At 55.6% G+C, this 11587-nt stretch carries 14 protein-coding genes; 11 read left to right on the top strand and 3 right to left on the bottom strand.

What is annotated here, in order from left to right:
* Window positions 1-48: 48 nt before the first annotated feature.
* Together msrP and OKX01_RS12745 are read left to right on the top strand one after the other, a co-directional pair.
* Entirely contained in the window at window positions 49-1002 is a 954-nt protein-coding gene (msrP, locus tag OKX01_RS12750; protein WP_108727755.1) for a protein-methionine-sulfoxide reductase catalytic subunit MsrP, read from the top strand.
* Window positions 1002-1610 carry a sulfite oxidase heme-binding subunit YedZ gene (locus OKX01_RS12745; RefSeq protein WP_125276543.1) on the top strand — a complete coding sequence of 203 codons (609 nt, stop codon included), beginning with the start codon at window positions 1002-1004 and terminating at the stop codon, window positions 1608-1610. The genes msrP and OKX01_RS12745 overlap by 1 nt, the downstream gene beginning before the upstream one ends.
* Before the next feature lie 43 nt (window positions 1611-1653).
* Here the strand turns inward: OKX01_RS12745 and OKX01_RS12740 are convergent, their stop codons facing one another.
* From OKX01_RS12740 to OKX01_RS12730, 3 genes are read right to left on the bottom strand one after another with little or no spacing between them, the layout of a single operon-like run.
* Window positions 1654-2463 (bottom strand): N-acetylmuramoyl-L-alanine amidase, encoded by an 810-nt coding sequence (locus tag OKX01_RS12740; protein ID WP_094197315.1) that lies wholly within the window; start codon window positions 2461-2463, stop codon window positions 1654-1656.
* 1 nt (window position 2464) lies between these two features.
* Window positions 2465-3187: an SAM-dependent methyltransferase gene (locus tag OKX01_RS12735; RefSeq protein ID WP_264671819.1), complete on the bottom strand. Its 723-nt coding sequence runs from the start codon at window positions 3185-3187 to the stop codon at window positions 2465-2467.
* A gap of 12 nt (window positions 3188-3199) precedes the next feature.
* Window positions 3200-3796: a Maf family nucleotide pyrophosphatase gene (locus OKX01_RS12730; protein WP_264671818.1), complete on the bottom strand. Its 597-nt coding sequence runs from the start codon at window positions 3794-3796 to the stop codon at window positions 3200-3202.
* Between the two features lie 290 nt (window positions 3797-4086).
* Here OKX01_RS12730 and OKX01_RS12725 point away from each other — a divergent pair, with 290 nt between their 5' ends.
* The 9 genes from OKX01_RS12725 to rpoE all read left to right on the top strand — a co-directional run bounded on the left by OKX01_RS12725 (window position 4087) and on the right by rpoE (window position 11587).
* Complete coding sequence (locus OKX01_RS12725) at window positions 4087-4608, top strand: YceD family protein (protein ID WP_094197312.1); 522 nt, start codon at window positions 4087-4089, stop codon at window positions 4606-4608.
* A gap of 73 nt (window positions 4609-4681) precedes the next feature.
* Complete coding sequence (rpmF, locus tag OKX01_RS12720; RefSeq protein ID WP_003800968.1) at window positions 4682-4864, top strand: 50S ribosomal protein L32; 183 nt, start codon at window positions 4682-4684, stop codon at window positions 4862-4864.
* 41 nt (window positions 4865-4905) lie between these two features.
* Window positions 4906-5994: a phosphate acyltransferase PlsX gene (gene plsX, locus OKX01_RS12715; protein ID WP_094197311.1), complete on the top strand. Its 1089-nt coding sequence runs from the start codon at window positions 4906-4908 to the stop codon at window positions 5992-5994.
* A 25-nt stretch (window positions 5995-6019) separates the two neighbouring features.
* Window positions 6020-6997 carry a beta-ketoacyl-ACP synthase III gene (locus OKX01_RS12710; RefSeq protein ID WP_094197310.1) on the top strand — a complete coding sequence of 326 codons (978 nt, stop codon included), beginning with the start codon at window positions 6020-6022 and terminating at the stop codon, window positions 6995-6997.
* Between the two features lie 46 nt (window positions 6998-7043).
* The gene (gene fabD / locus OKX01_RS12705; protein ID WP_121739263.1) at window positions 7044-7982 is read left to right on the top strand and encodes an ACP S-malonyltransferase; all 939 of its coding nucleotides are present in this window, start codon (window positions 7044-7046) and stop codon (window positions 7980-7982) included.
* Window positions 7983-8726 carry a 3-oxoacyl-ACP reductase FabG gene (gene fabG, locus OKX01_RS12700; protein ID WP_042482415.1) on the top strand — a complete coding sequence of 248 codons (744 nt, stop codon included), beginning with the start codon at window positions 7983-7985 and terminating at the stop codon, window positions 8724-8726.
* 184 nt (window positions 8727-8910) lie between these two features.
* The gene (gene acpP, locus OKX01_RS12695) at window positions 8911-9150 is read left to right on the top strand and encodes an acyl carrier protein (protein ID WP_003800961.1); all 240 of its coding nucleotides are present in this window, start codon (window positions 8911-8913) and stop codon (window positions 9148-9150) included.
* Window positions 9151-9289: 139 nt separating this feature from the next.
* A complete protein-coding gene (gene fabF / locus OKX01_RS12690; RefSeq protein ID WP_094197308.1) occupies window positions 9290-10522 on the top strand; it encodes a beta-ketoacyl-ACP synthase II in 1233 nt (410 codons plus the stop codon).
* 462 nt (window positions 10523-10984) lie between these two features.
* A complete protein-coding gene (gene rpoE / locus OKX01_RS12685; protein ID WP_009456579.1) occupies window positions 10985-11587 on the top strand; it encodes an RNA polymerase sigma factor RpoE in 603 nt (200 codons plus the stop codon).

Genomic DNA, 11587 nt, shown 5'->3' with positions numbered 1-11587 from the left:
GCAAGCGGGTTTGATAGCCGCCTTGCCGGCAGGTTCAAGGAGATGGAGATGTTCAAATCACGCTCGCAGCCCATACGTCCCTCTGAAATTACTGATGAGTCGGTCTGGCGGGCTCGCCGCCGTCTGCTGTTGCAGGCTCCGGGGGCCTTGGCCTTGGCGGCCAGCTTGCCGGGTCAGGCTCAGGCCGTCCCTGTGGGGCAGGCCTTGACGTTCACGCCTTCCCAGCGTTGGAAGCTGGACGAGACGCCCACCCGTGAGTCCGATGTCACCACCTACAATAATTTCTATGAATTTGGAACGGGCAAGGAAGACCCTGCGCGTCACTCGGGGAAATTCAAGACGGAACCCTGGACCTTGCAGATCGACGGTTTGGTGAACAAGCCGCTGACCCTGGATATGGATCAGATCTTGAAGCTCGCCCCCTTGGAAGAGCGTATCTACCGCCTGCGGTGTGTGGAAGCCTGGTCCATGGTAGTGCCTTGGGTAGGGTATTCCTTGTCGGCCCTGTTGAAACAGGCGTCGCCCCAAGGCTCAGCCCGCTTTGTTCGCTTTGAAACGGCAGCAGACCCGGAAACTATGCCGGGCTTGCGCTCACGTATCTTGGACTGGCCTTACGTGGAAGCATTGCGGCTGGATGAGGCCATGCACCCGTTGACCTTGCTGGCTACCGGTCTTTACGGAAAAAGTCTGCCTGTTCAGAACGGAGCGCCTGTGCGGTTGATCGTGCCCTGGAAGTATGGCTTCAAGTCGGCCAAGTCCCTGGTGCGAATTACCCTGACGGACACCATGCCCGAGTCCAGCTGGATGAAGGTGGCTCCTCATGAATATGGTTTTTACGCCAATGTAAACCCCGAGGTGCCGCATCCGCGCTGGAGTCAGGCGACTGAGCGAGTCATTGGTTCGGGATTTTTTGCCACTAAAAAGCCGACCTTGCCTTTCAATGGCTATGCACAAGACGTGGCTGGCATGTATGCCGATATGGATTTGAGGCGGTTTTACTAATGGCTACCTGGAAGGCCGCCCAGTTAGACAGGCTCAAGCCCCTGGTGTTTTTGCTGGGCTTGTTTCCCTTGGGGCGCTGGGTATGGCTGGGTTTTAATAATGGTCTGAGTGCGAATCCCGCCGAGTTTTTGACGCGCTCCAGCGGGGTCTGGGCCTTGGTGCTGTTATTGCTGACCCTGGCCTTGAGCCCCGTACGGCGTTTGCTGGCGCAACCCGCTTTGGTGCGTTGGCGTCGTATGTTGGGTTTGTTCAGTTTCTTTTATGCTGCTTTGCATACGCTGGCCTGGGCCTGGTGGGATCGTTCGGGGGATTGGCTGTCCATGTGGCAGGACGTGGTACAGCGGCCCTTGATCGCTATTGGTGTGGTGGCTGTGCTGATTTTATTGGCCTTGACCCTGACCTCCACGAATGGCTGGCAAAAGCGTTTGGGGCGTGGCTGGAGTCGTTTGCATCAGACGGTGTATCTGGCGGCGGTCCTATCCATTCTGCATTTTTATCTGATTCGTATCGGTAAAAATGATGTGGTGGAGGTCTATGTTTATGGTTTGGTGCTGGCGGGCTTGTTGATTTTGCGCCGCTGGCCCACCCTGAATAAGACAGGGCATTAAAAAGAACAGGTAATGAGCACTAGCCCATTACCTGTTTTTTTTCTTAATCCAAACTTTGCAAAATGGCGGCTGTTTCGGCGTCCAGAATACCGTCATAGCGGGCCGGACGGTAGTGCATCTGAAAAGCGGCAATCACGTTTTGTGTGGCCTTGTCGAAAACACCACTGTCCGGAGTCTCATAGCCTGCTTTTCGCAGCAGAGCCTGAGTTTGAGCAGCAGAGGGCAGGGGGCGCGTAGCGTACTGTGCTTGCAGCGCGTGAGCCTGTGATTCCTTGTACCAACGGCCTATGCCCGCTTGGGCCAGTTCCTTCCAGGGGAAATGGGGGCCGGGATCCAGCTTGCGCTGTGGGGCCACATCGCTGTGACCAATAATATTGCGAGCAGACACGCCATGGCGCTGAGCCAGATCTTTTAACAATACTTTGATTGCCTCAATTTGCCCGGATGTATACGGGGCCCAGCGGCCATCTGCCAGGCGTCCCATGTTCACGATTTCGATGCCGATAGAGCCGGTGTTCAGGTCCGTGAAGCCGTACCAGGAGCCTATGCCAGCGTGCCAGGCGCGGCGCTCTTCCGGAACCAGGCGGTAGACAGTAGGACGACGCTCGTCGCTGACCAGGTAATGGGCGCTGACATCGCGTTGTGTCAGCACTTTTAGAGACGTGGCGTGGTCGCCGGCGGTGTAGTGCATGACCAGATATCGCACTCGGCTGTTTTGGCCCTGAGCGCTATAGCTGTCATCAAGTTTGAAGGGGCCACTACCGCCACAAGCCGCCAATAAGGCCGTCAGGCTGAGCGCGCCAATCCGAAGGCTGCGTTTCAAGGCGGGGGTAAGGCAAGACAGGGGTTTCATCTTAACGACCCGCCAGAAACAAGAAAATGCAGGGGGTTTTGTCCAGGGCGGGCGCTGGGCGTTCGCGCCACTGTTCCACCGTGGCGGTCTGGATCAATTCACGCGAACCCGTCAGATCACGTGCCAGACACAAGCGTGTTGTGGGCTTCAGTGCCTGCAGCAGGGTGCTGTACATGGCCTGGTTGCGGTAAGGCGTTTCGATCAGGATCTGAGTTTGTTCCAAGGTCTGGGACTGGCTTTCCCATTGTCTAAGCTGCTTGGCGCGTGCGGCGCCATCGACAGGCGCATAGCCGTGAAATACAAACTGTTGTCCGTCCAGGCCGCTGGCCATCAGGCTCAACAAAATGGAGGAGGGGCCAACGTGTGGACGCACAGGGATTTTCATTTCGTGGGCCATGGCCACCACTAGCGCGCCGGGGTCGGCCACCGCAGGGCAGCCAGCTTCTGACACCAGGCCAATCGCCTGGCCTTGCAGGGCGACTTTCAACCACTCGCGCATTTCACCGGGTTTGTTGCCGCGCTTGTCCAAGGTATGAATGGTGATTTCCTGCAAAGGCACCACTGGCTCGACCAGTTTCAGAAAAGCACGGGCGGTTTTGGCGTTCTCGGCAATAAAGACGGTCAGTTCGCGCGTCAAGGCTTTGACGTCGGCGGGTAGCCAGCCGCTGATCGGGCTCTCGCTTAAGCCTACGGGGATCAGATGCAAGGGGGCGGCTTGGGGCATGGCGAATCAGTCCTAAACGGAAGGGGTAAGAAGGTTGGGGCGCAAGGGGTTTAATCCAAAGTGACGCAGCATGGAGCACAGCTCGATCAGGGGCAGGCCGATGATCGCGGTCGGATCGTCCGAGCGCATGGATTCCATCAGGGCAATCCCCAGACTTTCGGCTTTGGCGCTGCCAGCGGTGTCATAAGGCCTTTCTTGTAGCAAATAGTGCTCAATTTCCTCATCGCTTAATGCACGAAAACGACAATTGGTAACAATATCGCTGCACAGCAGTTCCTGGCCGTCAGTCACGCATAAGGCGCTATGGAAATCAATGTGTTGACCGCTTAGGCGACGCAGTTGTTTCTGTGCACCAGCGTGGTCGCCGGGCTTGCCGATGGCGTCCTGGCCCGACGTGGCAACTTGATCGGAGCCAATCACCAGTGCGCCTGGGTTTAGCTGGCTGATACGGGTGGCTTTTTCACGCGCCAGACGCAGACTGAGCTGTGCAGGAGCCTCCCCAGGAAGTGGGGTTTCGTCAATGTCAGGAGACTGACAGGTGAAAGGCAGGCCCAAACGCGCTAACATAGCGCGGCGATAGACTGAGCTTGATGCAAGGATGAGACGCATGGTGTGTTTTAGCTGTGCTTTGGTTTGACTGCCTTGTGCTTAGCACGGTATTATCTAATGTTTTCTTCGTTATTGAAATGGTTGTGGGCTAGCTTGGCAGTTTGCCAGCGAGGTTTTACATGCTTCAATACCGAAGGGCAGGGAAAAGAAGCAGTACAAGAAAAATGGTAGAGCGCACCCAAGCGATACCAAGGCAGTAAAACAAACAAGCAGCAAACAAGCGACAAGCAAAACAAACAAGCGGTATCCAAATCCTGGCAAGACCGCGGTTTGATGCCCTAAGCATACTTATGACGACACAGTATATCGACACCTTGAATCTCGCCCGTGCCCCTCAGGAAATGTCGGGCCAGGTGCTGGTGGAGGATTTGTCTCGTCTGGTATCCGATTTGCCCGATCAAGGCGATTTGCGCATTGACTGGAGCGTTTCGGGTCGGGAGGATTCTGCCCGACGTCGGTTTGTGCATGTGCAGGCCAAAGGTAGTGTCATTTTGGAATGCCAGCGCTGTGTGAAGCCTTTTGCGTGGCCCATCGATATTTCTAACGAAGTGCAGATTGTGGCAACCGAGGAAGAACTGGAGCTGGACGATGACGATACGGAAGGTCCTGATCGTATCTTGTGTGAAGGCCAGTTGGATGTCCTGGGGCTGGTCGAGGATGAACTGATTCTCAGCGTGCCTTATGTGCCGCGCCATGAGGTTTGTCCCGACGCTCAGTCGCTGTCCATGGAAGCTAAGTCAGACGACCTGGATGAATCCGCTTTTGAGCGGCCATCCCCGTTTGCTGTGCTGGGTTCGCTCAAGAAGTCTTGATTGTTTGTTACTAATTCGTTAATTTTTCGGGCTGCACCCATTTATTCGGGGTTGTCCATCTACAGGAGTCATCATGGCTGTTCAGCAGAATAAAAAGAGCCCGTCCCGGCGTAACATGCGTCGTTCGCACGACGCGCTTACTGGTCCTTCGACGGCTATCGAGCCTACGACTGGCGAATTGCACCTGCGTCACCACATCAGCCCCAACGGCATCTATCGTGGCCGTAAAGTGCTGAAGACAAAGAACGACGAGTAATAGTCTCTTTGTCGTTGCAAGCAACATAGGTTGCATGCTTGATGTCTAACAAAAAAATACGTATTGCCATCGATTGCATGGGCGGCGATATCGGTTTATCCGTCACTGTCCCTGCAGCGCTGCTTTTTGCCAAGCGCTATCCGGATGTGCACTGCTTATTGGTTGGCGAGCCTCAGGCCATCGAGCAAACATTGCGTGCGCAAGGTAATGTCGATACCTCCTGGTACGACATTCTTCCCGCATCCGAAGTTGTCACCATGGCCGATTCGGTCGAGGTGGCCCTGCGCCGCAAAAAAGATTCCTCCATGCGAGTGGCTGCCCAGTCTGTCAAGGACGGGATAGCTGATGCCTGCATTTCTGCGGGTAATACCGGCGCCTGGATGGCAATTTCGCGCTACGTACTCAAAACTTTGGATGGGATTGATCGCCCAGCCATTGCTACGTCCATCCCGAACCAAAAGGGCGGGGCCACGATCATGCTGGACCTGGGTGCCAATGTGGATTGCTCTGCAGAACACCTCTTGCAGTTCGCCATTATGGGATCTGCTCTGGCCAGTATCGTGGATCGCCATGAGCGTCCCACTGTGGGCTTGCTCAACATTGGGGAAGAGGTCATCAAAGGCAACGAGGTCGTCAAAAAGGCGGCTGAATTGTTACGCTCTAGCGGACTGAATTTTTACGGCAACGTAGAAGGTGACGATATCTGTAAAGGTACTGTCAACGTGGTCGTGTGTGACGGTTTCGTGGGCAATGTGGTCCTCAAGTCCATTGAAGGTCTGGCCAAGATGGTCGGCAGTATGCTGCGCGACGAATTTACCCGTGACCCTTTAAGCAAAGTGTCCGCTTTGCTGGCTCGTCCTGTCTTGAATCGTTTCCGCGACAGGGTGGATAATCGCCGTCATAACGGTGCAGCCCTTTTGGGTTTACGCGGTATTGTTATCAAGAGTCATGGTTCTGCCGATGCCTACGCTTTCGGTTATGCTTTGCAACGAGCCCGCGGTGCGGTGCTCAATGGTCTGCTCAGCGGTACCAGCCAGGCAGTCGAACGCATCATGCAAAGTGTGAGCTTGCATGAACAGCAAAGCGGCGAACCAGATACACGCCATACTTCAGAGCCCTCGTCCTCATAAGAACGGGCTTGATCGGGAACATAAAATGACGATATTTGCCAAGATTATCGGTACAGGTGGCTATCTGCCTCCTCGGATTGTGTCTAACGATGATCTAGCGCTTGAGCTGGCTCAAAAGGGTATCGAAACCTCCGATCAATGGATTGTCGAGCGTACCGGTATTCACCAGCGTCATCTTGCTGATCCCGGTGTTCGTACCAGTCATTTGGCAACACACGCCGCGCGTCAGGCGCTGGAAGATGCGGGCATTGCTGCCCAGGATCTGGACCTGATTGTGGTGGCTACTTCCACTCCCGATTACGTTTTCCCCAGCACGGCGTGCCTGGTGCAAGCCGAGTTGGGCAACAAGGGCGCGGCCGCGTACGACGTACAAGCGGTGTGCAGCGGCTTTGTCTATGCACTGACGACCGCCGACGCCATGATCAAGGCAGGCCGTGCGCGCAATGCGCTGGTTATCGGTGCTGAAGTGTTCTCCAGCATCCTGGATTGGAACGACCGCTCTACCTGCGTCCTGTTCGGCGACGGTGCGGGCGCTGTGGTTCTGCAAGCCAGTGATGAACCCGGTATTTTGGCCGCCCAGCTCAATGCGGATGGCAGCCAAATGGGTATTTTGTGCGCGGCAGGCAATGTCTCGCACGGTCAGGTTGTGGGTGATCCCTTCCTGCGTATGGACGGTCAGGCTGTGTTCAAACTGGCTGTCACTTCACTGGCCGCTTCGGCCAATCAAGTCTGCGAACAGGCTGGTGTTTCCTTGTCTGACATCAATTGGCTGGTTCCGCACCAGGCCAACGTTCGCATCATCAATTTTCTAGGTCGTAAGCTGGGTATCCCCTCCGAGAAGGTGGTTATCACGGTTGATCAACATGCCAATACCTCGGCAGCCAGTGTACCTTTGGCCCTGAATGCTGCTCGCCGGGATGGTCGTATCCGTACCGGTGATCTGGCGCTGTTGCAAGGCGTGGGTGGCGGCTTTACCTGGGGTTCGGTGCTGGTCCGCTGCTAAGTAGCGCGATTCGGATTACCGCCTCATCTCTTTGAGTTTTTCTACCATGAAAATTGCGTTTGTCTTTCCAGGACAAGGCTCGCAGTCCGTGGGCATGCTCGATGCCTGGGCCGAGTCCGCTGTCGTACAGCAAGCCATTGCACAAGCCAGCCAGGCGCTGGGTCAGGACCTGGCCCAGTTGATGGCACAAGGGCCTGCTGAGGCTTTGAATCTGACTACCAATACTCAACCTGTCATGCTGGCGAGCGCCGTGGCCATGTACCAGGCCTGGATTCAGGCCGGAGGCCCCGTTCCTGCCGTGATGGCCGGCCATAGCCTGGGTGAATACTCGGCCCTGACTGCTGCCGGTGCGTTGAGCCTGGAACAGGCTGTCCCGCTGGTTCGCATTCGTGCCGATGCCATGCAGGCTGCTGTGCCCGTCGGTGCGGGTACCATGGCTGCCGTGTTGGGTCTGGATGATGATCAGGTGCGCGATGTATGTGCGCGAGCCTCCGAGGGGCAGCAGATTGTTCAGGCTGTTAACTACAATGCGCCTGCTCAGGTTGTGATTGCCGGGAATGTAGAAGCGGTAGATCGTGCATGTGCTCTGGCCAAAGAGGCCGGTGCCAAGCGTGCCTTGGTGCTGCCCGTGTCGGCCCCGTTCCACTCCAGCCTGCTGGAACCGGCTGCCACCGTGCTGGCTCAGGCGCTGGCGTCGGTGGATGTGAAGGCTCCCACGGTCTCTGTTATCAATAACGTGGACGTAGCTGCACCTACCGACCCTGAGCAGATTAAAGACGCGCTGGTTCGTCAGGCTTGGCATCCTGTACGCTGGGTGGAAACCATCCAGGCCATGAAGGCCCAAGGTGTTACCCATGTAGTCGAGTGTGGTCCAGGCAAAGTGCTGACCGGTCTGGTCAAGCGTATTGACCGTGATCTGATTGCCTTGTCGATCAGCGACCCTGCATCCTTGCAGGCCACTTTGGAAGCCCTGGAGGGAGCATAAATGCAAGAATTGGATCTAAGCGGCAAGACTGCCCTGGTAACTGGCGCATCGCGCGGTATCGGTCAGGCGATTGCTAAAGAATTGATGGCACGTGGCGCCAAGGTTATTGGTACTGCCACGTCTGAGTCCGGCGCGCAGGCGATTTCTGCTGTACTGGACCAGAATGGCAGCTACGGCCATGTATTGAATGTGGACGACCCGGCTGCTTGCGAAGCGCTGATTTCTGCCTTGAGCAAAGAAGATGGCGGTCCGCATATCCTGGTCAATAATGCCGGTATTACGCGTGACAACCTGGCCATGCGCTTGAAAGATGAAGATTGGGATGCAGTTATCCAGACTAATCTGAGTGCCGTATTCCGCCTGTCGCGTGCCGTTATTCGCCCCATGATGAAAGCCCGCTGGGGCCGCATCATTAGCATCACCTCGGTGGTGGGCGAGAGTGGTAACCCTGGCCAAGCCAACTACGCCGCTGCCAAAGCCGGTGTGGCCGGCATGAGCCGCGCCTTGGCGCGCGAGCTCGGTAGCCGTAACATTACAGTTAATTGTGTCGCTCCGGGTTTTATCGATACGGACATGACACGCTCTTTGACCCCTGAGCAGTCGGCGGCAATCTTGTCGCAAATCCCTCTGGGACGACTGGGTGCTGCTGAGGATATCGCCAACGCGGTAGCCTTTCTGGCCGGGTCGCAAGCGCAATATATTACGGGCAGCACCATCCATGTGAATGGTGGTATGCATATGTAAGGCTTGGCATCGCGCCCGGCTGAGGTAAAATTGCGGGATTATTTGGGGCCTATTGCTTGAGCCGGCGTTGTACGAATAACGTTAGGCCTCATACAAGAACGCCGTTTTTTGTCATAGCTTATCCCTCTTAGTAGTATGGATTGGCTATAATTTGCGGGAATTTTTCCCAACTTGGAGAATCTGCATGGAAAGCATCGAACAGCGCGTCAAGAAGATCGTCGCTGAACAACTTGGCGTTAACGAAGCCGAGATCAAAAACGAATCTTCTTTTCTCGACGACCTCGGTGCCGACTCGCTCGACATGGTCGAGCTCGTGATGGCGCTCGAAGACGAATTCGAAACCGAAATACCAGACGAAGAAGCTGAGAAAATCACGACGGTCCAGCAAGCTGTGGACTACATCAATTCTCACAGCAAGCAGTAAGTTCAATTAAGAGGGTGGGCGGCATGTGCACGCCCTCGCTCCAGAGCGGTTTCCAGAGAGTAGCTTGTGCCCGGCGGCTTTAGCTTGCAAGACGCAGTTATTCCCTTTAAACCGCTTTTTTTGTGTTTAGGAGTCATCCGTGAAACGACGTGTCGTGATTACCGGGCTGGGTATTGTTTCCCCGGTCGGCAACGATATTCCTACCGCGTGGGATAACATCGTCAATGGGCGTTCGGGCATCGGGCGTATTACCCGTTTCGATCCTTCGGCCCTAACAGCCCAGATAGCGGGTGAGGTCAAAGGTTTTGAATTAGCACCCTACATTTCAGTCAAAGAAGCCAAGCAGATGGATACCTTTATCCATTACGGCGTGGTAGCAGGTATGCAAGCCTGGAAGGATTGCGGCTTGGACATCAACAGCATCAATGCTGAGCGTGTTGGCGTTATTGTAGGTTCGGGGATTGGTGGTTTGCCCCGTATTGAAGAAACCCAAAAAGAATATCTGGAACGGGGGCCACGTCGGATTTCCCCGTTCTTTGTGCCTGGTTCTCTGGTCAACCTGGTGTCCGGCCAGTTGTCCATCGGTCTGGGCCTGAAAGGTCCTAGCTACGCGGTTGTGTCGGCATGTACAACCGGTCTGCACTCCATTGGTGATGCTGCTCGTCTGATCGAGTATGGCGACGCTGATGTGATGATTGCGGGTGGCGCCGAATCCACTGTGTCCCCGCTGGGCATTGGCGGTTTTGCGGCCATGCGTGCACTGTCCACCCGTAACGACGACCCGGAAACGGCATCGCGTCCCTGGGATATGGACCGCGACGGCTTTGTGCTGGGCGAGGGTGCTGGTGTGCTGGTGCTGGAAGAGTACGAACACGCCAAGAAACGTGGCGCCCGCATTTACGGCGAGTTCGCCGGCTACGGCATGAGCTCGGATGCTCACCACATCACCTCGCCAGACCGTGACGGTCCGCGTCGTGGCGTGATGAATGCCTTGCGCAATGGTGGTATCAACGCCGACGAGGTTCAGTACGTCAACGCACACGGTACTTCCACGCCGCTGGGCGATGTGAACGAGTCCGAAGCATTGAAACTGGCTTTTGGCGATCACGCTTACAAGCTGGTGGTCAATTCCACCAAGTCCATGACGGGTCACCTGCTGGGTGCTGCCGGTGGTATTGAAGCGGTGTTCACCACCTTGGCGGTGTATAACCAGATCTCGCCTCCAACGATCAATATTTTCAATCAGGATCCTGCTTGTGACCTGGATTACTGCGCTAACCAAGCGCGTGATATGAAGATTGACGTGGCCTTGTCCAACTCTTTTGGGTTTGGCGGCACTAACGGTTCGATGGTGGTTCGTCGTCTTCGCTAAGTTAGACCGTCCCACTCTTGACGCCCAGTCCTGGTCGATCGGAGCTCCGGCCCCGGTGCGCCGACTGGGCGTTGTTGTTTATGTATTGCTTGCGTCAGGCTTGGCCTGGGCGATGTACAGCTGGCAATGGCCCTGGGCTGTTTGTCTGTTCGTAGGTGCTTTGTGGGCTAATTTTTTGTATGCTCGCAGTCGTCGGGTGTGGGGTGGGCGCGCTACACTAGCGCATCGGGCAGGGCTATACTTCTTGCAGTACGAGGGCACAGCAAAGGCGTCCGTGCAAATAGAGCAGATCTGGCGGTGTGCTTGGTTCATGACTTTGCGCTTGCGTTTTGATTGCGCCGGTAGGGCCTGCCGTACGATTACTGTATGGCGCCGTACTCAGCCGTCGCAGGCCTGGTGGGCCTTGTGTCTATGTGCTAACCGGCTGTCCCATCAGGTCCGTGCTCAGAATAAGGATTCTTAATGAGTGAACGCGATACCGATGCCGAACTAGTTGCACGTGTTCAGCGTGGGGATAAGCGAGCCTTTGACCTGCTGGTACTGAAGTACCAGCGCAAAATCATGCGTCTGCTCAGCCGTATGGTACGTGACCCGTCTGAAGTTGAAGACGTGGCTCAGGAAACCTTCATCAAAGCGTACCGAGCTCTACCTCAGTTTCGGGGTGAGAGTGCTTTTTACACTTGGCTGTACCGTATTGCGATCAACACGGCCCGTAATTGGCAGGCCTCGGCCGCACGACGTCCCAACACTTTGCAGAACGTCGAAACCGAAGAAGGTGAAACTTTTGACCGAATCGACAACCTAAGCGATATAAGCACGCCAGAATCCATGATGGTCAGCCGCCAGATTGCTGAAACAGTGAATACAGCAATCCAGGCGCTGCCCGAAGAGTTGCGGACAGCTATCGTGCTACGTGAAATAGAAGGTATGAGCTACGAAGATATTGCTCAGACCATGGACTGCCCTATAGGAACTGTACGCTCACGCATCTTTCGAGCCCGCGACGCCATTGCTGCGCAGTTGCGTCCCATACTTGATGGTGAAGATAGTGAACGACGGTGGTAA

The sequence above is a fragment of the Alcaligenes sp. SMD-FA genome (genome assembly GCF_025960365.1).
GTDB classification, from domain to species: Bacteria; Pseudomonadota; Gammaproteobacteria; order Burkholderiales; family Burkholderiaceae_B; genus Alcaligenes; species Alcaligenes aquatilis.
Note: the sequence above shows the minus strand (reverse complement) of the source record. Positions and strands in the feature narration are given on the sequence as shown.